The organism is Paenibacillus sp. FSL R10-2796 (assembly GCF_037965315.1).
Lineage (GTDB): Bacteria > Bacillota > Bacilli > Paenibacillales > Paenibacillaceae > Paenibacillus_AQ > Paenibacillus_AQ odorifer.
In genome coordinates, this window is sequence record NZ_CP150178.1 from 7,214,766 (window position 1) to 7,237,345 (window position 22,580).

Annotated in this window: 15 protein-coding genes and 2 pseudogenes; 2 read left to right on the forward strand and 15 right to left on the reverse strand. The window is 45.0% G+C overall.

The window, feature by feature from the left end:
• Positions 1-119: 119 nt before the first annotated feature.
• The gene (locus NST58_RS32180; protein WP_339245550.1) at positions 120-2,996 is read right to left on the reverse strand and encodes an S-layer homology domain-containing protein; all 2,877 of its coding nucleotides are present in this window, start codon (positions 2,994-2,996) and stop codon (positions 120-122) included.
• Positions 2,997-3,312: 316 nt separating this feature from the next.
• Between NST58_RS32180 and NST58_RS32185 the strand changes: the two genes are divergently transcribed.
• Entirely contained in the window at positions 3,313-3,783 is a 471-nt protein-coding gene (locus tag NST58_RS32185; RefSeq protein WP_076191502.1) for a pyridoxamine 5'-phosphate oxidase family protein, read from the forward strand.
• A 98-nt stretch (positions 3,784-3,881) separates the two neighbouring features.
• Here NST58_RS32185 and NST58_RS32190 read toward each other — a convergent pair whose 3' ends face one another.
• From NST58_RS32190 to NST58_RS32230, 9 genes and pseudogenes are all read right to left on the reverse strand, one after another.
• Positions 3,882-4,868 (reverse strand): WYL domain-containing protein, encoded by a 987-nt coding sequence (locus tag NST58_RS32190; protein ID WP_339245551.1) that lies wholly within the window; start codon positions 4,866-4,868, stop codon positions 3,882-3,884.
• Positions 4,869-4,919: 51 nt separating this feature from the next.
• Positions 4,920-7,511 carry an FtsX-like permease family protein gene (locus NST58_RS32195; RefSeq protein WP_339245552.1) on the reverse strand — a complete coding sequence of 864 codons (2,592 nt, stop codon included), beginning with the start codon at positions 7,509-7,511 and terminating at the stop codon, positions 4,920-4,922.
• Positions 7,508-8,191, reverse strand: a complete 684-nt coding sequence (locus tag NST58_RS32200) for an ABC transporter ATP-binding protein (protein WP_339245554.1) — start codon at positions 8,189-8,191, stop codon at positions 7,508-7,510. The genes NST58_RS32195 and NST58_RS32200 overlap by 4 nt, the downstream gene beginning before the upstream one ends.
• Positions 8,192-8,215: 24 nt before the next feature.
• Entirely contained in the window at positions 8,216-9,154 is a 939-nt protein-coding gene (locus NST58_RS32205) for a VanZ family protein (RefSeq protein WP_076303505.1), read from the reverse strand.
• A gap of 101 nt (positions 9,155-9,255) precedes the next feature.
• Positions 9,256-10,094, reverse strand: a pseudogene (locus NST58_RS32210) (HAMP domain-containing sensor histidine kinase); the annotation flags it as partial.
• Positions 10,091-10,237: pseudogene (locus tag NST58_RS32215) on the reverse strand (DNA-binding response regulator); the annotation flags it as partial. The pseudogenes NST58_RS32215 and NST58_RS32210, both read right to left, overlap by 4 nt.
• Before the next feature lie 95 nt (positions 10,238-10,332).
• Positions 10,333-12,744 carry a DUF3656 domain-containing protein gene (locus tag NST58_RS32220; protein WP_339245556.1) on the reverse strand — a complete coding sequence of 804 codons (2,412 nt, stop codon included), beginning with the start codon at positions 12,742-12,744 and terminating at the stop codon, positions 10,333-10,335.
• A 633-nt stretch (positions 12,745-13,377) separates the two neighbouring features.
• Positions 13,378-13,857, reverse strand: a complete 480-nt coding sequence (gene rlmH, locus NST58_RS32225; RefSeq protein WP_076303504.1) for a 23S rRNA (pseudouridine(1915)-N(3))-methyltransferase RlmH — start codon at positions 13,855-13,857, stop codon at positions 13,378-13,380.
• Positions 13,858-14,111: 254 nt separating this feature from the next.
• Positions 14,112-14,462, reverse strand: coding sequence for a helix-turn-helix transcriptional regulator (locus NST58_RS32230; protein WP_076181727.1), 351 nt, complete (start codon positions 14,460-14,462; stop codon positions 14,112-14,114).
• A 142-nt stretch (positions 14,463-14,604) separates the two neighbouring features.
• Between NST58_RS32230 and NST58_RS32235 the strand changes: the two genes are divergently transcribed.
• A complete protein-coding gene (locus tag NST58_RS32235) occupies positions 14,605-16,017 on the forward strand; it encodes an MFS transporter (protein ID WP_038573941.1) in 1,413 nt (470 codons plus the stop codon).
• Positions 16,018-16,115: 98 nt separating this feature from the next.
• On the opposite strand, the gene NST58_RS32240 is transcribed toward NST58_RS32235, so the two are convergent.
• From NST58_RS32240 to NST58_RS32260, 5 genes are all read right to left on the reverse strand, one after another.
• Positions 16,116-16,283, reverse strand: coding sequence for a CxxH/CxxC protein (locus tag NST58_RS32240; protein WP_063829780.1), 168 nt, complete (start codon positions 16,281-16,283; stop codon positions 16,116-16,118).
• A 231-nt stretch (positions 16,284-16,514) separates the two neighbouring features.
• A complete protein-coding gene (gene cydC / locus NST58_RS32245) occupies positions 16,515-18,266 on the reverse strand; it encodes a thiol reductant ABC exporter subunit CydC (RefSeq protein WP_076305870.1) in 1,752 nt (583 codons plus the stop codon).
• Positions 18,263-20,029 (reverse strand): thiol reductant ABC exporter subunit CydD, encoded by a 1,767-nt coding sequence (cydD, locus tag NST58_RS32250; protein ID WP_339245558.1) that lies wholly within the window; start codon positions 20,027-20,029, stop codon positions 18,263-18,265. Before cydD ends, cydC begins: the two co-directional genes overlap by 4 nt.
• Positions 20,029-21,045, reverse strand: a complete 1,017-nt coding sequence (cydB, locus tag NST58_RS32255) for a cytochrome d ubiquinol oxidase subunit II (protein WP_076278208.1) — start codon at positions 21,043-21,045, stop codon at positions 20,029-20,031. The genes cydD and cydB overlap by 1 nt, the downstream gene beginning before the upstream one ends.
• Positions 21,032-22,435, reverse strand: a complete 1,404-nt coding sequence (locus tag NST58_RS32260; RefSeq protein ID WP_076181720.1) for a cytochrome ubiquinol oxidase subunit I — start codon at positions 22,433-22,435, stop codon at positions 21,032-21,034. The genes cydB and NST58_RS32260 overlap by 14 nt, the downstream gene beginning before the upstream one ends.
• Between the last annotated feature and the right edge of the window lie 145 nt (positions 22,436-22,580).

The following is a 22,580-nucleotide window of genomic DNA, read 5'->3' on the forward strand; positions in this document are numbered from 1 at the left end:
TAACATAAATTATGTGCAATATGCACACTTTATTTGGAATCCATATCCAAACGCACGCCCATTAGCTTATTTCCAAAAGAAACGGCTGGTCAGGTTCCCCTGATCCAGCCGTTTTTTGATTACTTTAATATTACATTATCGATTAGTACCGCCGTATCGTAGATACTATCTCCTTGATCCCAAACATGGAACCGAAGGACAATGGAGCCCTTGCCGGCAAATTGGCTTACATCAAATTGTACATGCTTCCAATTCGTCATGTATGTTGTATGATCCCCGCCGTAGAAATCAATCGCTACTTTGTTCTCTTCAATCCAATAGGCCGTGGATTCATTAATCGATTCAGCCCCGATAATAACAGAATCATTACCATAGACACTGGACGTCACTGTATTGCCGCCATTTATGTGAGAAGTAATGAGGGAAGCCGTATTAATGTATACACTGGAAGTTACCGTTGCTCTGAAGGTGTCATTGAATTTGCTTCCAACGAATTCCTTAGGCTCCTCAGAAATGAAATTGTAATCGAACGATAGGGTTGTTGCACCCGCCGGAACAATGAAACTTTGCTCGATATAACTGTCTGAATTGTAGTCATATCCTCCTTGATCATTGTTTTCATACCCAAGGCCAGTGCTGATAATAGCCATGTAGTTCCCCTCTGTCGGTTTAAGCGGTCCCAGCTTGGAGATCACCCGAACATCGCCGTTTCCATTCCAGCCGGTCCAAGTTCCGTTTTCAAAGGTTCCGTTGATGACCCCTTCGGTCTTAGTGCCAATGCTGCTTCCTTTCATGAAGAATGCTGCCAACCCATCGTTTGCTCCATGGGCAGCCACTGCTGCTTGAAAGGCTTTTTCGGTTGTCATGTTGTCATCGTTTAAAGCGGTAAATACGGATTTAGCAATAGCTTGATCATATGCAAGCTTTACATAATCGGTATATCCATAATAAGTGCCAGCACCATTGTTGATGAAGGCATCTGCCATGGAATCGTTGTACGCGCTGCGGCAGCTGCCATTATATACGATGGTATCAGGTAGCATATCGTTGTACCGTGTAATAAAAGACGGTGTAATAGCATAATAACCGGATATAATAGCCAGTCGTCCCTTTTTCAAGTCCAACTCATAGGTCTTTTTGCTCTCTGTCGTTGCCTTTTCTCCTGTCAGGAACATAACTTGCGGTCCAGCGTATTTGAAATCAATGCCGTACTTATTATGGAGCTTTTGAAGCACTTTTTCATCATAGTAAGTATCTCCGTGGGTATCCAAGACCACGACGCCATACTGATTCAGCCCTTTAAAGAAATTAACGCCCGCTGCGGTGTCCTTTACTCTTTCTACAAGGAAAGGGTAACTCGACTGGTCAAAGCTGTGATATACAGCGTCATAAACAGTCGAAGATGGAAGTGTGCCGGAGAACGGAGAAATCACAGCAACTCGCTGGCTTCCTATGGTGGCCACGGTTTGTTCCACATTTTGCGTTAGCGCCTCAGCCGCCAATGTAGTACTGGACGCAGCCTCTTCTACGGTGCTGCTTAACCCTTTTGTATTCTCAGGAGCTGCGGATATCCCCCCTAGAATCCCGTTGTCCAGCAAATACCAGATGCTTCCTCCTTCACCCGAAATCCCAGCATGCTCTACTTCTGCTTGGGTTTGGAGCCAAGCCACAGTTTCTTCCTTTGCTTTTTGCAAATTACCATATGAAGTAGCCAGTTGATCAAGCTTACTCTGTGTATTATTTTCAATGATTTCCGTTTGTGCAAGCTGTTCATCCGTAAGATGCTTCATTACAGATAATTTAAAAACTGTACTGCTTGGCACATCTCCCACAAACGCCTGCAGATTTATGTAACCCTCCGTACTTTCAGTCAATACTGCTTTGCCACTGTACAGTCCGTCTGCCTCAAGACTGTCTCCATGGGCTTCCAAACCGTCATCGTACAACGAAATGATTTGCGAAATGACTTTGCCGCTGTCATCTACTTGATAGACACTAGCGATTACCGTTCCTGGCGCATTAATCGATGAGCGGAATATAACTTCTGTTGGCTCTTCCACATAAATGGCATCTGAACTCTCCCCCTTCACCACAACCTGGAGAGCATTTGCCGGTGCCGGGGTTGCCGGTGTCGGTGTCGGTGCCGATGTTGGTGTCACTGGTGCTGGGGTTGCCGGTGCTGGGGTTGCCGATGCTGGCGTTCCCGGACCTGAAGCTCCCGGCGCCGGTGCTGTCACAGATGTCCCGCGGTCAGTTGTTGCCGGGGTGGCAGTCGGTGTTACCTCAGGACTCTTGCCCTTATTAACCTCTTCAGCCAGAAGCTGTTTGGATTTCTCGACATATACTGACTTATTGGTTTTGAACTCATAAGCCAGACGAGCCAGAGCCTGGCGCTCCGCATGCTCTTTCGGTTTGAATTTCAGAGTGCCGTCACTGCCTTGGACCCCGTTGATGAAACCATTTTTGAAGGCAAGGGATACTTGCGCTTTTGCCCATTCGGACACCTCTGAGATATCCGACAGCTTGCTATCAACCGGAAGCTTCTTCGCTGTTTCATCCAATTCGAAAGCTCGGATGAAAAACACGACCAGCTCCTCACGGGTGACATTTGCATTAGGACTGAAGGTGGTGGCCGATGTCCCCTCCGTAATGCCTGCCTTTACCAATGCACCTACATAACCGCGATACCAACTGTTCGCGGCAACGTCTTTAAACGGTGCGGCTTGATCAGCATTTGCTTCTAGCCCCAACGACAGGACTATGATTTTCGCCAGTTCGGCACGTGACATAGCCTTTTTCGGTTTAAAAGAGTTATCTTCATAACCTGAGATTATTCCTGCTTCAGTTAATGATTGAATCTCCTTTTGCGCATAAGAGCCTGTGATGTCTTTGAACTGCGCGGCCTCACCAAACACCATATGTGGCGTAAGAGTGCTTAATAATAGGGCAAACACAATCATCAGACTGAGTTTACGGCGTGCTGCTTGGAATAACATTATTTCTTCCCCCTTCTTACTCTAAAAATATCAATGAGTCTGTCGTCCTAGTGAGTTCCAAGGATGGCATTTTACACCATTATTCGACAACTTCTTGATTCTACAATAGGACCAGGGTAATTTACAATGTCTATTACATAAAAAAAATAGATATATTTGTAGACTGGAGATTAAATGGCATAAAAAAAAGACCATCGAGTATAAGCTTGGATTGATGGCGATTTAATATTTTATCGTATTATTCTTCACATGCACTAAGATTTTACAATGATAAGCTTAATCATGTATGCCTTATGACACTTTAGGAGGTAATATAATGAGCAAGTACGACGAAGCCATGAAGCTGCTGGAAGAACAAGCGGGTAACAAGGACGGCCTGATCTCACTATCCACCATCGCACTGGAACCGGGGGCTAATGGCAAAAGCCGTCCCTCCGCCCGCATTGTAGACGCCTATTATGAGGACGGTGCGTTCTACACCGTTACTTACGCGACCTCAGGCAAGATGCAGCAGATCGCCCAAAACCCCGAAGTCGCTGTTTGTATCATCGTCGAAAACTTTACGGCCGATGGTATCGGTGAAAACCTGGGCTGGGTATGTGACGAGAAAAACGCGGAGATGATGACAAAGCTGCGCACAATATTCGCCGGGTGGTATAACGAAGCCAATAACGACGAAGATCCTAACACATGCCTGCTGCGCATTCGCCTGACAAAGGGCCTGTGGAATGACGCCCATAAAGGGATCAGAAATGAGATTGATTTTATCAATAAGACGGCAAATTAAGTGGTCTGAGTGATAGAACAGTCAGCAAAAAAGGTTCATCGCAGCAGTCAGCCACGATGAACCTTTTCATAAGAACCAACTAAATGATAACAGCTACATTAGAACTTTATAAAACCCGTAAGGCCTGGGAATTGACTTCCCGGAAATCCCGGAAAACCTGGAAATCCCGGATTTTCACCTTCTCCACCTTCTCCGCTTCCTTCGTCAGGCAAGATAAGCTCATAAGTCACATTTTGTGCCGGCACTAAGTTCATAGCATACTCATCAATTTCCGGTGCCCCGTCTAACGCCTTCCATCCAATTCCAGTCACTCCTAATCCCCAGACAGATTTACTTGGAATCATGAATTGTACGCCGAAACGATAGGTTTCCTCATTGATTAGCTTTTCTTCTTGTGTAAATGGATCAATGTAGATAAATTTCACTTTATACACATTTCTATCATAATATAGCTGGAGCGTCCTACTGCCATCTTCACCCCGGCTAATCTTCTCTTTCTCAAAATACTCGGTAAGCTGCGCGCCAATTCGCGAAGTGAATCTGAGTACGACCTGTATGTCCCGCTGCGAATAGCTTTGCTTAATAACCTCGGCGATTTGGTCTTCCGGCAGCTCTCTTTTTGCAAAAGGCGGCCCCTGTCTCAGTTGCCTAATCCGCACGAGCTTGAATCTGCGGTAGTCCTCTCTGACCCGGCAAAAGCCTATCACATACCAATGGCCGTGGCGAAAGTCAATCCAGCTTGGCTCTACCGTTCGCTCCAGCTTTTCCATATCCCTATTGATATAGTCGAACACCAGCAGCCTGTTATCCGTGATGGCCTTGCTTATGATCCCAATGTATTCTTTATTTTCCTGCTCCATGCTGAAATGGGACATATCCAGAGTCAGCTTGTGCTTATCGGACTCCCGCTTATAGGTATGCTCAACCTTTAACATGATGTCATTAAAAGCTTCGTTCCTGCCAAACAAGCCGTGTAAATTCTTCATTCGCAAGGATACCTCGAAATGCTCGGCAAGCTCCTTGCCCGTTACCGTACCTTTACCGGAGATGATCAGCAGCATGGAGAGCAATCGGTCGACTCGCATGATTGTGTGTGACGTCGGGTAACGTCTCCTCCTCTGGGTGAAGTACGTGAATCATATATTCTCTTGCTTTAATGCATCAATAATATTCTCCTTTTTTACTTTAGCTCCGGAATAAACAACCGCAGAGCTGACAATGACAAATACACACACAATGACAGACAGAATGCTCATCCAGGGCAGGGTGAACCCATAGCTGAATTTGTTCGCAAATGCTTTATAGATCAGAAACATCACGGCGAAACTGACAGGAAGCCCATACAAGAGCGACTTGACCCCATAAAAAACACTCTCATAGTTCAGCATTTTTGCAAACCCCTTTGGCGTCGCGCCTACGGATTTCAGCATCGCGAATTCCCGTTTGCGAAGAGCCAGCCCTGTTGAGATCGTATTAAAGATGTTCGCAACAGAAATCGCAGAGATTAATACGATAAAACCGTAAGAAAAGACGTTCATCAGCAGAATCTGTTGTTCTTCTCTTATTCTGAATTGATATACATTGTAGACATTCAGATTGGTCTCATTCATCGCTTCAATTTCCTGCTGCGTTTTCACCGGTTCCGTGCTTTTCAAATGGAGGTACATCGAAGCGTTAGCCAGCTCCTCGCCGTCTGCCAGCCGATTCATGACGCGTTCCGACACGATCATATTTAACCCGCCTACGCCTACCGGGCTCATCCCCATCGGTGCCTTATCCGTCAATGCGGCAAATATCACTTTATTTGCCTTCGTTTCTTCCCCGCTCGCTTTAATAAAACTCGTTAGCTCGATATGTTGTCCGATATTCGCATATATGGACTTCGTCTGAATATATTTCCCCGTATCTATATCTTTGTAATGAATCGTATCCATCACGATTGCGGCGGGATGATCCAGATCCGTAAGCTGTTCGTAATCTGCGCCAACCGCTCTGGCATAAGCTTGCAGGCTCGAATCATTCATTGCATAGAGCTTAATTTCGTAAGGGTATTTCCCGTCTTGCAGCATACTCTTATCCTGCTTAACCTTCTCTTGCAACTCGTCGGCGATGCTTGCTGCATCGACCCAAGCGTTCCCGACTAACTCATGACTCACGTTGTATTCCGTGACGCCATCCAGAGATACAAGCGATTGCATCAACCGGTCATCTAGTCTTTCGCCATTACTGGACGACACTTCAATATCGTAATTGATGCCTTCCAGCGACAATGCCAGAGATTGTGTCAGGCCAGTCGTGAAAAACGATATCGTCAAAAACAAAACGATGCTGATGACAAGCGAAAAAAGAATAACATGATGTCTTCGTTTGTTCCTTTTTAAGTTTTTCAGCCCGATTTCTGCTTCGATTCCGAAGAGCTTACGAATGATCTTCGACGTCTTCACTGCTTTGGCCGTAAGCTTTACGTCAGTGGTTTGGCGAATCGCGTCCACGGGAGATACCCTAGATGCTTTAACCGCCGGGAGATACGCCGAAACGAAAATCGTCAGCATCGAAACAAGACAAGTAATCAAGAGCAATAACGGCGTGACGATAAGCCTCAGCTTTTCACTAGTCCATAATGCCCCTTCAATCATTGTGTTCATGAACAAAAAGGCGATTCCGATTCCGGCAAGACCGCATAAGATGCCAATGGGAATGCTGATCAAACCAATGACGATACCTTCAAAAAATACGGAATTTCGCTTCTGCCTTTTCGTCGCCCCCACGCTAGCGAGCATCCCTAAATGGCGGGAACGTTCCGAGACGGATATCGCAAAAGCGTTATAGATGAGTCCAACCGAGCCAATTATAATAGTCCCTATAATGATTGCCGATAATGAGAACATCATGCTGGATGAGGCCCCGCTGCTGGACAAGCCATAATAACGAAGCAAATCGTTATTATATTGGACAGTGTCAATTTGGTTTTTCTCAGCCAGCTTCTCCGCATGTGCGAACAAGAACGGATTGACCCGCTGCAAGACCACCGACGCATCGACCCGATCATCCCCCCCGATGATATGATCATCGACATAGCTAATGATCGTATAAGCCGGGGCCCAAGCCGTTTCCGACACCGGACGTTTAATGAAGCCTACCACCGTATAATCCCTAATTATGCTATGCTGTAATGTCTCGGTCAATGTGCCGTCTTTCCTGCGCAGCGGTTCCGTCTGATCCAGGGGATGATCGCCCCCTTGTTCGAATCGGTCGCCGACGCGAAGCGTTAGACGGTCGCCGATTTCGTACTTCACTTTGCCATTTGTTGCAACAGACTCGGAGATCACAACCTCCTTGTCCGTGTGCGGAAGACGTCCCTTGCTTATTTCAATCTGAAATTGTGTGAACCCTTGCACATCATATTCCTTAATGAACAAGTACGGCTTATTGGAATTTTGTCCCCCTTCTAATGGGGCATACCCAAGGTCTCTTGTGATTGCAACCGTTTTGGTTGCATCATCGCCCTGTATCGCCGCAAGCTGTTTCTTGGTTATATCTTGATACTGAATATGCCACTCCCCTGTATCTGTGATAGTTTGTCTGATCATTAAATCCGCAAAGGAAAAAACAAGCGTAATGACAGCGGTCATCATGGATACCGAAATAATTACGCCAAAAATAGTCACAAGTGTTCGTCTCTTGTTCTGCTTCAGATGCCGGATGGTTAATGTATTGACAATATTCATCGCCTTATCACCTCGTTTTTGGCAATCCTCCCATCTTCAATCGAAATGATTCTGTCGGCTTGCAGGGCGATCCGTTCGTCATGCGTGATTACGATCAGTGTCTGATGATAGGTCTTATTCAGTATTTTCAATAAAACGACGATCTCGCTGCTATTCCTGCTGTCCAGATTCCCGGTGGGTTCGTCGGCCAGCATGATCGCAGGATTGCCGATGATCGCCCTGCCAATCGAGACACGCTGCTGCTGTCCACCGGATAGCTGATTCGGCAGATGGTTTAATCGATGCTGCAAATTCAACGTATTCACAAGATCAGCCAATTGCTTTTGATCTACCTTTTGTTGATCCAGCAAGAGCGGCAGCGTAATATTCTCTTCCACCGTCAGGACGGGAATCAGATTGAAAAACTGGTAGATCAGCCCGATTTGCCTGCGTCTGAAGATGGCCAGCTGCGTTTCGTCCAAGGTATACATATCCGTATCCTGAACATACACTTTCCCGCCAGTCGGTCGATCCACACCGCCCAGCATATGAAGGAGTGTCGATTTCCCCGATCCGGAAGGTCCGATAATTGCGACGAATTCACCTTTTTGGACCGAAAAGGAAACATCATCAAGCGCCTTCACCGCCGATTCGCCTGTGCCGTATATTTCGGACAAATTTTCAATTGTTAAAATCTCCATTGCCATCCCTCCTTCCCTAGATGCTCAATTCCAGGTATATACCATCTCTCTATATCCAACATCCCAAAGGGTTTCATTCCCCTCAATGGTTATCTTAAGCTCATTAGCCCCGGTGAGATAAAGGATCCTCATATCCGGCTCATGGAGCTGATCTTCTGCAGATACAGACAGGAGCTCATGCCCGTCAACGGTAACCTTAATGCTGCCCTGAAAATCCTTATGATCAGGAATTCCATAATTCAAGCTAAGATACAGATCTCCCTTATTGCCTAGCGAATACGTATATGTTTCCTTCTTTTTACCTTCGATGCCATACACATTATATTGGGGTGTCACGTCTTGACCGCCAATCTTAAGACTGTCCTGTTTGGTTCCCGTTAATCGATTTCCGGTACTATCTTCCCATTCGTTTATCGCTACAAAAGGGGCCAACTCTTTGGTGAACACTTGATCAACTACTCCTAAGACCCCCCACACGCCGAGCATTAAGACAGCACTGGCAATTCCCGTAGCAGTGATATTTCTCCAGTAGTTTTTTGTACGGAAGCCAATCTTGTAGGCCCCGAATCCAATAGCAGCGCCCAATGAGTTCTTTATGACGTCGTTCGTGTCAAAGCTGCCGAGGAATGTTAGTGCCTGGATGGTCTCCACCACAAGAATGGACAGGATAAACCCTGTCATGAAGCGAACAAAGCTGGTGCGGTATAACAACGGAAACAGTATGCCAAAAGGTATGAAGGCTGCAATGTTTCCAATACCCACCAAGTCCATCAGTGTCGGATGTAGAAGATCGGAAAGACCCGGCACCCTAAAAAAATCGTCCGGCAAAAAAATAAAGGTGTACTGACTGGTTAGATCTACCTTATCCACTCTGCCGAAAGCAAAAAACATAAAATAAAGAATAATCAGGGTGTAGCCTATCGTGATAAAAAAAGTAATCTTGCGATGCTGCTTCATTTGCATGGTTGTACCTCCATCGTTCATCTGATGAATATCATTTTATCTGTCCAAAATGACTTTACAGTGACATTGGAGGTGACAGTTTAGTCACTTATGGAGTGCTGTTAAATCACATGCTTATAAAATTTGATCCGAAACTCTGTACCAGTCCCGCTGTCGCTCGTTACATCAATCACGCCGTTCTGGCTTGCAATGATGCTGTGAGCCATCGCAAGCCCTATACCGATGGTTCCTTCATTAGCATTCTTTCCTTTATAAAAACGTTTGAATATATAAGGCAAATCCTCTTTCGGAATGCCCTCTCCGTTGTCAGCAATAACGATTTCCGTAAATAGCACGTTGTCGGAAAATGTGATGGTAATCGCACCGCCCTCAGGTGTATGCTCCACTCCATTCTTCAAAATATTGATAACCGCTTCAGCAGTCCAATGGAAATCGCCGTCAAAAGAGACGTTGTCATCCCCTGTGATGGAAACGGTCTGTCCCTTAATATCCATCGGAATCATAACCGGCTCCAGTGCATTTAGGATTAGGGTTTTCATGTGTATTCGATCTTTTTTGAACGGGATAGTCCCCCATCCATTTTCGCTAGCTTTAATAAAGATGAAACAAGCCAATCGATCCGTTCAAGTTGAATGCGAATATGATGGGTGAACTCCGTTCTTTTGAGTGGAGGCAGATCAGGGGCGCTTAACAGATCTGCCATGACTGTCATAGAGGTGATCGGTGTTTTGAGTTGATGTGAAATATCGGAGATGGCATCGGTCAGTTGAAGCTTATCCTGCTGCAATAGAGAACGATGCTCGGAGAGCATGCGTGTCACCTTGTAAATATCATTCTTTAAGATGCTAAGCTCACCTTCTTGATTATCGCGAGGGTCAAGGGAGGCCTGGCCGCTGCTAATCTCCCGTAAATAGATGGACAGCTTCTCTAGCTCGTAATAGTGAACTGATCGATGTCTTCGGCGAGCACCTTTCGGGCTGAAGCGGCATTATGGCAGAGAACAGTCCAATAACCCTCTTGCTGCAGCGAATATTCCAGTCCCGACGCGATCGTCTTATCATCTTCAACTAATAATATTTTCATCTGAAGTTCATCCTTATGATTGGATTGAATTGCACCTGTCTCGGATTTACTTATAGTATTCCCCAAGATTTTAGAACATTTAATGAATTCCACGACTACACAATCTCTTTATTAAAATGTCCTCTTGTGTCTGTTTCCTGATTAAAGACAGCATTATTCATAGAGCCATTTAATTTGCCTGACGCCATATTAATGACTTTCACAACCTGCTCTTTGGATTCAACTGTGAAGTTTAATCTGAGCGCCTCGATTCCTTTGATGTTTTGTAGCTCATCTAAAAGATTAAGCGTCTTCCCATTAAGGAGAGTCGTTGTACAATCATTATGGGAAATGATAGGGAACGTTCCGTGCTCATCTTTTAACTCATAGCTCTTCGTTTTGCAAATTCTGCATTGATTCATTTTTTTCATCGGGCAATATTTTGTAAACATCAAAGGAACCTTGCCATATACAATCATTTCCAGTGCAGGATAGCCGTCATTTTCTTCATAATAGGCATTCCTTAAATCTTCAATTTGGCTCTTATTCAATTCATAAGATAAAGTGACTCGTTTTGCACCTAATTTATATAATTCATAGCAACTAGTAGCATTAACAACATTTAGAGAATAGTCCGTAACAAACGGATTCGTTTCTCTGTAGTGATAAATTCCGCCATATCCTCCGATTAGTAGCTGCCCTTCTTTTTCCTTATAACGATTCTGATTTCTTCTAACAACATTTTCATAATAGATTTCCTTAATTCCACAGCTCACGCAAGCATCATACTGCTCCTTAGTCGTTACAGAGGCCGTAAAGTATGGTTTTTCAGGGGCAAAGCTTATTTTTTCTTTTGCTTCCAAAGTCTTGGTTCTTTTCTTCTGGCTGTTAAGCTTTAAATCATATAAGCCCAGTACAATATCTCTTCTTGCTGCATTTAACAGTTTAGCTGGAATAAAAGCATTGCATTCCTCAAAATCCACATGATTAAGTTCGAATATCGTATCATTTAATCTTGAAAATTGCTTGATTACCTGGTCTTTTGTTGTTGGATTATTAATGGCTTCACCTAGTATTTCCTCGCTTTCATATGAATAATGACAGCCTAAGCCCTCCGCATCTATGACAAGCTTTGAATCTGGACGTGCATATACTCTGATATCGAGGTTAATCCGCTTAAATTCTTTTTCCAGTGATGATTCTAATTCTTTGTTATAGAAATAATCCTTCGTTTTATATACTAAATCTCCCGTAGACATCTTTTCTTTGATTTTGATATAGCAGACATCATCTGCTTTGTTGATTAATTCGCCCTCTTTATCGTACAGTTTTGCAACCGTTAAATTAACATCTTCATTGTTGTGACTGATTCGAATGGTATCGTTCTGATTTAAAGGACGTGTAAGTGTTATTTCATACCTATCTTTAACAATCTTGCTGATTGTTCCAATTTCATAACCAAAGTGATTAGGTCTTAAAATGTTTGTAATATTTCTCCTATCTTCGTGAAACAAATATCCTTTAGTAAATGTTCGATTGAATGTTTTTTTCAGATTTTCTTTATCTTCTTCGGTTATTTTATGATCTAAGGCCCTGCGATATTTGGATACAACATTAGCAACATACGTAGGCACTTTCATTCGGCCTTCTATTTTTAAAGAATCGATTTCTTTTAAATCCTCGATATAGTCGATTGTGTTTAAGTCCTTGGTAGATAGAATATGGTTTTTCCCTAAAGATGTACCTGTTGTCTTATCCATGAGTTCATACTCCTTACGGCATGAACCCACACATCTTCCGCGATTTGCGCTTCGATTACCCATTAATCCTGACATTAGACAGTTTCCCGAGTAAGATACACATAAAGCACCGTGAACGAAAATTTCTAAAGGTATCTCAGCTTTTCTTTTGATCTCTTTTACTTTTTCAATCTCAACCTCACGGGACAGAACAACTCTTTTGGCACCAAGTTCTTTTAATAATAAAGTTCCGTCTAAATCGTCTATTCCCATTTGAGTTGAACAATGTGCTTCCATATCAAGAAAGTTTTTAACGATATAATCGAACGCAGTCAGATCCTGGACGATAATGCCATCAACACCGATTTCATTTAATTCGTGGATCTGCTCTTTCATCTCTTCAACTTCATTTTCAAAAACGATGGTATTCATTGCAACATAGATTTTAACGTTCCTCAGGTGCGCATACGTAACAGCCTCTTTTAACGTTTCTAAATCAAAATTAGATGAGTATGCACGTGCACCAAATTTTTGCATTCCTAAGTATATTGCATCACAACCATTAGAAATTGCAGCTTTTAAAGCTTCCATATTTCCTGCTGGAGCTAGTAATTCAGTCATTTCTTCCTCCTTATGATCCATAAATAACGGCAATGCTAGTTTGTCCAAAGGTGTTCTTAAAAGTACATCGTCAGGACTGCATGGTATTGAAGAACGGTTAAAGGTCGTTTTCACGCTTTTGTTATTGCTTTTCTTAACAGCAGGTTTCCGCTTGCCGTACTGCGTCATCTCTTCTTCTTAGTCCCCTGCTTCATCCCAGTTAAGATGGATAATACGATAATAACTACTATAAATCCGATAAATGACGACATGGCCGCTCCCGTTTAAATTAATAAGATTATTAGAAAATCAAATTTCAGACTATTACCATTAATCATAAAATAAGAACTATACTTAAGCTGCAGCAAAACGCACAAGCCAATGGCTTGTGCGCTTGTTTTAAATGACCTCATTTGCTCTGAGGGACGTATCTCATAATAATTCTTTAAGTACATTTTTCGCCACGCGTATCTTCTCATCATTAGCGTCACGAAGCATACCTACAATATCCTGAATATCGCTCTCAGCTGAGGTAACCATAAACTCTTCACTCCTCATGTATAGAGAATTATTTGGCTCCTGGAGCCAAAATTGAGCAGGGATTATGGGTGCCTATCATTGCCAAGTAGCAAACATTTAATTTTACATAAGTATGAGCGAGCATCTGGCGCATTGATTAGCAGCCTTAAAAGAGCCTCCACTAAAATCGAAGTGGAGGCTCTTTTTACATTTTTGTTATTTCAATTGTATTGGCTTTCAACTGTTATGCCGTGCAGTTCAAGTCATTTAAACTAATATTGAGTTCTGTTCTCCGCTTTACCATCATTTGTGATAAGGTTCCCCCCGATTGATCTTCACCGCGCGATACACCTGCTCCACCAGTACCAAGCGCATGAGCTGATGAGGCAGCGTCATGCGCCCGAAGCTCATGCGCTGCTGCGCGCGGCGCATGACCTCGTCGGAGAGCCCGTGGCTCCCTCCGATGACAAACACGACATGGCTCGTCCCGTAGGTGCCGAGCCGGTCAATTTCTGCGGCAAGCTCTTCCGAGCTCCACAGCTTGCCCTCGATCGCGAGCGCAATGACATGCGCCTCGCTCTTAATCTGCGCGAGGATGCGTTCGCCCTCGCGTCCCTTAACCTGCACGACCTCTGCTTCGCTTAGAGAATCGGGTGCTTTTTCATCTGCCACCTCAATGACCTGAAACTTCAGGTATGGTGTCAGCCGTTTTGCATACTCCGCGATGCCATCGATCAAGTACTTTTCCTTCAACTTTCCTACGCCAATAATTTGAATAAGCATAAGTGCCTCCTGTCATAATCCTCTATAGAAATAGCAAAAGGACGCGCACTGGGCGTCCCTTGTAGTTTTAGTAAGTACCTTCTGTTCTATCACATATTTGGTGGAAAAGAAACGACAATTAAAACGGCCTACTCTTGCGCAGTCCCTAAATGTCCTATTTTTCATGCAATCCCTGGATCTGATCCCACGTATTCCTAGATTGCCTGAATCTAGAATTTCATGTATTCCCCGTCCTCAGCAGGTTCAATCTACTTCTACTTACTCTCCCCCTGCTCCTCCATCACAAAATCCGGTTTCTCCCCAGCTTCATAAGCACTCAATATAGAGTCCAGCAAGCCTGGGAAACGTGCATTAAGATCCTCAGTCCGCAGGGACAACATGCGCTGTGTTCCTTGAACTCGTGTAAAAACAACCCCTGACTCGCGCAAAGTACGGGCATGGTGAGACATGGTGGATTTTGCGATCGGGACGTTGAAGCAGTTGCAAGCCTGTTCTCCATTTAAGTGAATATCCGATACGATATGTAAGCGAATCGGATCGCTGAGTGCATACAATACGGAGGCAAGCTGAATGTCCTTGCGGTCCGGATGAAATAGTATTTTCACGGATGATTATCCCCTTTTGTCGTACGATGAATGCGAAAAAAATATTGGTGTTCCTAATTGCATTTTATATCAACGCATGCTATATTTCAATTGTTCGTAAGTAATCGAACTATTAAACAATAATAAAAGGAGTGCTTCGCACATGACTTCTGTAAATAACCTCTCCGCGAATGCGGATCATGAAGCCTCCGTTCCGGAAGCGCCTCTTCCACGAGAAGGCCTGCTGACCCTGCTGTTCAGTGTCGCTGTGGTTCTCGTCATCATGAATACGGCTATGTTCAATCTGGCGCTGCCTGATGTGACCGAAGCCTTCGGGATTACGGCTGCGTCTGCTTCTTGGATTGTCACTGGGTATTCCATTATGTTCTCGATTGCCTCAATCACGTACAGCCGGCTTTCTGATTTTCTGCCGATTCGCCGTCTGTTGGTTATAGGCTTGTTGACGCTGGGCCTCGCGGCTGTTGCCGGCTTTTTCAGCACCAACTTTATCTTCCTGCTTATCGTTCGTATTCTCCAGGCCTCAGGCGCGGGCGCAGTAATGTCCTTGTCGCTTGTCCTATTTACCCGCTATATCCCGCAAGCCCGCCGCGGCAAAGCAATGGCGACAATTATGTCAGCCGTCTCGCTGGGTCTAGGGCTTGGGCCGGTCGCGGGCGGAGCCATCGTCGAATATCTCGGTTGGATTTGGTTATTCTCTGTAACGGCAGCTATTCTGCTTCTAGTGCCGCTGTTCCTTATTCTGCTGCCCAAAGAAGTACCCACCCGTGGCTCCTTTGATGTGCTTGGCGGGCTGTTCTTGGGCGTCGGCACGACCGGGCTGCTGCTGTTCCTGACCAGCGGGCTGTGGATTGCCTTGATCGCCGGAATTGTCGCCATTGCTTTATTTGTTGGCCGTATCCGCAGCACACCTGATCCATTCGTGATGCCGGAGCTTTTCCGTAACCGCTCATATCTCGTGTTGGCTCTGATCGGAGTTGCCTCCTACCTGTGCAGTTTTGCCACGTTATTCCTGCTGCCGCAGATTCTGACTCACCGTTTCGGCTTCAGCGCAAGCCATGCCGGGCTTGTGATCTTTCCGGGTTCGCTGCTCGCCATCTTTGTCTCCCGCTCCGTGGGGCGAATCATTGACCGTTATGGCAATGCGGGGATTTTACGTTTTGCACCATTGCTCGTATTGACCGCTACCATCCTATTCGCTTTCTTTGCTGGGCGGTCATGGATTGCCGTCATGTTCATCTATATGATTATGAGTCTGGCCTTCACGACACTGTCCAGTAGTGTATCCAATGAAATCTCTCGGATTCTGCCTTCTTCGCAAATCGGCTCTGGGATGGGCCTGTTCCAGCTGCTGCAATTCTTTAGCGGCGCCTTCAGCGTGGCTATGGCCGCAAGCGCTCTGGAATGGCAGCGCGGACTGCCGCTTTCTGCAGCCTACTCCAATATCTACTGGGGACTCTCTATTGCAGCATTGATCGCCATCATCTCAGCTATTCTCTATCGCCGAGGCAACCGAAGTAGCTCGCTGACCGACATAGTAGATGCAGCAGATGCATAAGACCTAATCGGCTAACACATATATTATTTCATGCAAAAAAACACCCTGCGGCCCATTTCCGGAACTGCAAGGTGTTTTTAATAAATTTTAACAGTCCTTTAGACCACTAAATATTCCGCATTCTTCTCACATTCCGCACATTTGGCCGGCGGGTCCCAGTCCGAGAACTCGGTCTCCTTCAAGTCCACAATATCAGGTGCATCCTCATACTCGTCCACAAATTTGTCGATGGCTAACTCTACATGTTCTTTACATACTACATACATTCAACCAAGCATCCCTTTCTGTGCCGCTGCGGCCTAATACTCCTTCTATTGTTCTACCATACTTCCCACGAAAATGGAACTCCTATCTATCCATTCCAGCAATCTGTTCATCCATTGTCTATATTCTTGCCCTACCGAAAAAAAAGATTCCTCCCACCCCAAACGGGCAAAAGGAATCTCTTCACTAATATCTCTCTAATTTCTATAAATGTTATCTGCAAACTCTCCATCCTACCCTAGAAACTCCACTGGACGATCCAGCTCATACAATCTGCGGTAACGTGGTTCTTTTTCCATCAGCTCTGCATGGGTTCCACGCATTTCTACCGAGCCATTTTCCATAAAAATCACTTCATCCATCTGCTCCGCACCAACCAAATGATGCGTTACCCAGATCAGAGATTTACCGTCCATAGCTTCAAACATCGTCTGCAAAAGATCACGCTCCGTGCTTGGGTCCAACCCTACGGTCGGTTCGTCAAGAATGACGACAGGTGTATTTTGCAGCAAAATACGAGCTAACGCTATCCGCTGGCGCTCTCCACCGGAGAAACGTTGCCCCGCTTCACGGACAAAGGTATTGTATCCATCTGGTAACGAGGAGATCAGCGTATCCATTTTGGCTAATGCTCCAGCTTCTTTAATCGCTTGTTCGGAAGCCTTCGGATCACCCATGCGAATATTGTTCGCTACCGTAGTATCAAATAAGTGTGGGCTTTGATTTAGCACCGCTATAATAGACGGAATGTTATCGCCATAGGCAGCAGCCGCGATTCCATTAATCATAGCCGAACCTGCAGAAGGTTGGATAACCCCTTGAATAGCCTTTAACAACGTCGATTTCCCTGCCCCGCTACGGCCGATGATGGCAATTTTTTTGCCTTGTGGGATGTCGAGGCTGAGATCACGAACCGACCAATTATCCTCTGATCCATAGCGGTAACCTATATTTTCGAGCTTGATATGAGCACTTTTTATGACCTGAGGTAGAACATCGACTACAGATGCCTGTTCGGAAACTATATTCTGCTCTTCTCCGACCACTCCAGACAACCGCTCCAGCGAGTTACGGTACTGCGGGATTTTCTCCACTGCTTCGGATACTGGCAAAAAAGCATCTGCTACAGGAAAAACAACCAAGACAAACGCCGCAATCAAAGTACCTGCAATAGCACCATCCGCATACTCTCCGGCGGCCCAATATAACATCGAAAGTACACCAACCCCAACGACTGCTTGCCCGATAAACGCACGTAGACGCGCCCAGCTGCGCAGCGCTGCATCAGTTTTGGCCACTTTTTTCTCATCTGCTTCGTAGGTCTCCACGAACTGGCTTTGCCGTCCACTAATGACCCAATCGCCCATACCGAGAACGGCGTCCGTCAGCTTTTGATAGAGGCGATTACGCTCTACCTTCACTTCACGTTGACGTTTCTGGGTGAACAACAAAGATATAAGCGGCAATACCACGACCAACACCAAAATATACAAAGCCATTAATAACGCAAAACCGATATCAAAGGTGCCCAACGCAATCACTGCAACCCCGTAGATCAATAAAGCAATAACACTTGGAAATACGGTTCTCAGATATACATTTTGCAAATATTCGATGTCATCAGCTAACATCCCGAGAATATCCCCAGTACGGAAACGCGACGACAGGAACAAGGCCTGTGGCTCCAAAATATTGTACAGGCGCACACGCATTTTAGAAAGAATCCGTAAAATGGTGTCATGCCCAATCAGCCGTTCCACGTAGTGAATGACTGCCCGGCTTGTTCCGAACGTACGTACACCAACAATCGGCACGTAGATCATCAGGATATTTTCGACCGGCGTAGACGCTTTTGAGATCAGAAATCCTGAAGTATACATCAATGAAGAGGCAGTAAAAATCGTCAACGCCCCAAGCACAATAATTAGCACAAAACGCCAAAAATACGACGATACATAGGGAGCAAACCATCCTTCACGTTTCAATGGATTCCCTCCAATTGCGACCCAATCAACTCATAATACGCACCCTTGCGGGCAAGTAACTCCTGATGGGTACCGATTTCTGCCACTTGACCTTGCTTCATTACTACAATAATGTCCATATCGAGCATCCAGTGCAGGCGATGGGTAGCCAGAAAGACCAGCTTTCCTTCAAAAAGGGGCACCATCGTCTCCTTCAGCTCATATTCCGTTTCAATATCCAGATGCGCCGTTGGCTCGTCTAGAAGCATAATCGGACGGCTGCTAAGCAGTGCCCGGGCTAATGCCACCCGTTGCTCCTGGCCACCGCTGAACGAACGGCCGCCGCCACCAATCATCTCATCTAGGCCATGCGGAAGAGTATCCACCAAACCCGATAAACCCGTAGCTTTCACTGCCGCGGCAACAGCCTCCATAGAAGCCTCAGGGTAATAAAAACGTATATTATCAGCTAACGTACCGCTAAAAATATACGGACGCTGCGGGATATACGAGGTCTGTTTTCGCCAAGCCTCATCCGTTAATGCACTAACCGTAGTACCGTTAACCGTGATACTTCCTGAAGTAGGGTGTAAGAAGCCCCCTAATATATCCACTAAAGTAGATTTACCGGCCCCGCTCTCTCCGATAATCCCAATTTTGCTAGCTCCTTTAAATTGCAGGTTCAGCGCTTCCAGCGAAGAAAGCCCTGCTTCCTCATACTTCAGGCTAACATCATTTAATGTGAGCACGCTATTCTCATGCCAAGTGAATATTTGTTCCGATGTTTTTGCTGCAGAACCGACAGATAGATCACCGTTAGGGACGATTACTTCAGCCTTCACCTCATCTTGATCTATAATGCTCTTCATTGCTTCAGCGGCTTCTTTCCCATCCAAAGTAGCATGGAAATCTGAACCTACCAATCTGACAGGCAGGAAATATTCCGGAGCCAAGATTAGAATCGTTAAGCCCGTAACCAATGTCATTTGTTCATTTACAAGCCGCAAACCAAGACTTACCGCTACAGAAGCTACAGACAGCATAGTGAAGAAATCCAGGGCGAACGATGACAAAAAGGCCACTCGCAGCGTACGCATGGTCGCCGAGCGATAACGATCGCTGACAGCAGCAATGCTGTCGCTATGACTACGACTGCGTCCTAGAAATTTTAATGTTTCTAGCCCACGTAATGAGTCTACGAAATGATTAGATAATGTGCGATACGATTTCAATTGCCGATCCATTTGCTTACGGGCCGTCATCCCAATCAAAATCATAAAAACAATAATAATCGGCATAGTTACCGTAAGAATAATCCCGCTCGTAGTGTCCATCGTAAAGACGTAAATAAGCACCAAGATCGGTGTAACAGACATCCCTACCATTCTAGGAATGATCGCTTCCAGATACGTGCGGAATTTAGTTACCCCTTCCAGCACCAGTGTAACAAGATCCCCGGTTCCACGCCCGCCCACCATTCTAGGGCCAAGCTGGAAGAGCTTGTCCATCATTTCCCTCCGCATAGTGCTGCCCGTTGCTTCCGCGAAGCGGTAAGAGACACGGCTCATCAGCATAGCACAAGCATGGCGCACAAGAAATGCAAGAAGGAACAATAGCGCAGTGCCCCATTGTTCCTTCAGAGGTTCTCCCGCAAATAGCGCAGAGATGACTTCTGCCAGCGATTTAGCCAGCAGAAGTATGGACAAGCTTTGCACCAGGGTAAGGAAGCCTACAATCAGAAAGACTGGCTTAACTCCTTTATACCCAAGCAAGTTTTTATCCATTAGTATTCAAGATGCTCCTTCTCGTGAACCCGTTTATGAAAGACAAAGTAACTCCAAATTTGATATCCCAATACGAACGGAAGGATAGTCAGTGCCACAATCGTCATTACCTTCAAAGAGTAATGGCCCGAAGCCGCATTAGTGATCGTCAAATTAAAAGCTTGATCAATTGAACTAATCATAACACGCGGGAACAATCCTACAAAGATAGAAGTTACCGAAAGCGCCATTACCGCTCCTGTCATTCCAAAAGCGTAGCCATCCTTCTTCTTCGTCATGAAGTAACCGGACAGTACAAAGGCGATAACTCCCAGGGCTACAATAATCATAAGAATCGTTCCACGTTGCTCGAAAATATCCGTCATATTATAAGTCATAATCACAAAAGCAGTAAATAAAACTGCGAGCGGGATTAGCAATTTTTGAGCCAACTTGCGAGCGCGAGCCTGTAGATCCCCCACTGTACGCAGTGTTGTGAACATGAGACCATGCACCAGGCACAGAAGGACAACAGTAAGCCCTGCTACTACAGTGTACACATTCACGATATCTGTGAACCCTGCATACATTTGCATCTCCCCATCAATAGGCAATCCTTTGATAAAGCTTGCAAATACTACTGCCAAGAGGAATGGTGGAAGGAAGCTGCCGATAAAGATACAAGCATCCCAAGTTCTTTTCCAAGCCAATGAATCACGTTTACCTCTGAATTCAAAAGCGACACCACGCGCTATCAGAGCTAATAAGGCAAATACAAAAGGAATATAGAATCCACTAAACAGCGTTGCATACCACTCAGGGAAAGCCGCAAACATTGCACCCGCAGCTGTGATAAGCCATACCTCATTCCCATCCCAGAAGGGTCCGATCGAGTTAATCAGAACACGGCGCTCTGTATCATTTTTAGCGAGAATTTGTGTTTCCATCCCTACGCCGAAATCGAAACCCTCCAGGAAGAAGAACCCTATAAACAGAACTGCAATCAGCACAAACCACAATTCATTAAGAGATATCATGGGAACCCTCCTCGTTATATGGATCATTCGAATCGCCGTGATCGTTATCCATTGCATAAGGACCTTTTTTAATCACTTTAATAAACAATCCGACCAACACTAATCCTAGAATTAAATAAATCGTTGTAAAAGAAATCACGGAGAACAGAACTTGACCACTTGTAATATTAGGCGACACACTGTCTTCCGTTGTCATCAGTCCGAATACCGTCCATGGCTGACGCCCGAATTCGGTCATAACCCAACCGGCTGTATTCGCAATCGGAGGAAGCAACAAGCCCCATAACATAAACCGCATAAACCAAGTGTTCGGACGGTCCATTTTTTTGCGCCACATTAAGTACATAGCGTACATTCCCAATACAATCATTAACGTTCCTGCTAGAACCATGATCCGGAAACTCCAGAATGTCGTACGTACAGGTGGAATATAGTCACCGGGGCCATAGGTTTGCTCATACTCCGCTTGCAGCTCAAGCATACCTTTAACTTCACCGGAAAATTTACTGTATGAAAGGAAACTCAGCATATAAGGAATTTGAAATTCTCCACTACTAATTTGATTCTTTGGATCAATGTTTGCCCATACGGTCCAAGGTGCCGGGTCACCACTCTTACCCCACAGTCCTTCGGAAGCTGCCATTTTCATTGGTTGAGTTTCAACCAAATATTGCGCTTGGGCGTGACCAGCAACAGCTACACCAATAGAAGAAATAATCCCTACGATGGCTGCAATCTGAAAAGACTTCTTAAAGAAAGAAACCTCTTGTTTCTTCAATATTTTATAAGCACTAATACCTGTTACAAGAAAAGCACCTGTTGCATAAGCAGCCAGTACTGTATGTGGGAATTCAACCAGCAATTGTCCGTTCGTAATAAGCGCGAAGAAATCATTCATTTCTGCACGTCCATTATTTATCTCAAAACCCACAGGATGCTGCATAAAAGAGTTAGCCGCTAGAATCCAGAATGCAGATAACATCGTACCGAATGCTACCAGCCAGATGGACAGTAAATGTACTCGCTTGGACACCTTATCCCAGCCGAATATCCATATCCCAATAAAAGTAGACTCGAGGAAAAAGGCTGCCAATGCCTCAACTGCAAGTGGAGCCCCGAATACATCACCCACAAAACGTGAATAATCGGACCAGTTCATCCCGAACTGAAATTCCTGCAAGATTCCTGTAACTACCCCTACTGCAAAATTGATGAGGAATAGCTTTCCCCAGAACTGCGCCATTTTTTTGTACTCTTCATTACCTTTTCTAACGTACATTGTCTCCATGATTGCAATCAAGAGCGCTAGTCCGATTGATACCGGTACAAAGAAATAGTGGAATATTGTCGTCGACGCAAATTGTATACGCGACAGCATTACTGTATCCATATTTGTCCCTTCCTTCTCCCCTTTTCGTTAATTATATTCTGTCAAAAATTTAAACTTCTTTTTGTGATAAATGTCACATAAAGATAGTCATTTAACGGTGAAATTCAAATGATTTGTGACAAAGATCACAATTTAGCATAAAGAA

Bases quoted from the DNA above. Each gene is read 5' to 3' on its own strand.
- NST58_RS32180 (WP_339245550.1), bottom strand. From the start codon at position 2,996: ATGTTATTCCAAGCAGCACGCCGTAAACTCAGTCTGATGATTGTGTTT.
- NST58_RS32185 (WP_076191502.1), top strand. From the start codon at position 3,313: ATGAGCAAGTACGACGAAGCCATGAAGCTGCTGGAAGAACAAGCGGGT.
- NST58_RS32190 (WP_339245551.1), bottom strand. From the start codon at position 4,868: ATGCGAGTCGACCGATTGCTCTCCATGCTGCTGATCATCTCCGGTAAA.
- NST58_RS32195 (WP_339245552.1), bottom strand. From the start codon at position 7,511: ATGAATATTGTCAATACATTAACCATCCGGCATCTGAAGCAGAACAAG.
- NST58_RS32200 (WP_339245554.1), bottom strand. From the start codon at position 8,191: ATGGAGATTTTAACAATTGAAAATTTGTCCGAAATATACGGCACAGGC.
- NST58_RS32205 (WP_076303505.1), bottom strand. From the start codon at position 9,154: ATGCAAATGAAGCAGCATCGCAAGATTACTTTTTTTATCACGATAGGC.
- NST58_RS32220 (WP_339245556.1), bottom strand. From the start codon at position 12,744: ATGACGCAGTACGGCAAGCGGAAACCTGCTGTTAAGAAAAGCAATAAC.
- rlmH (WP_076303504.1), bottom strand. From the start codon at position 13,857: ATGCTTATTCAAATTATTGGCGTAGGAAAGTTGAAGGAAAAGTACTTG.
- NST58_RS32235 (WP_038573941.1), top strand. From the start codon at position 14,605: ATGACTTCTGTAAATAACCTCTCCGCGAATGCGGATCATGAAGCCTCC.
- NST58_RS32240 (WP_063829780.1), bottom strand. From the start codon at position 16,283: ATGTATGTAGTATGTAAAGAACATGTAGAGTTAGCCATCGACAAATTT.
- cydD (WP_339245558.1), bottom strand. From the start codon at position 20,029: ATGGATAAAAACTTGCTTGGGTATAAAGGAGTTAAGCCAGTCTTTCTG.
- cydB (WP_076278208.1), bottom strand. From the start codon at position 21,045: ATGATATCTCTTAATGAATTGTGGTTTGTGCTGATTGCAGTTCTGTTT.
- NST58_RS32260 (WP_076181720.1), bottom strand. From the start codon at position 22,435: ATGGATACAGTAATGCTGTCGCGTATACAATTTGCGTCGACGACAATA.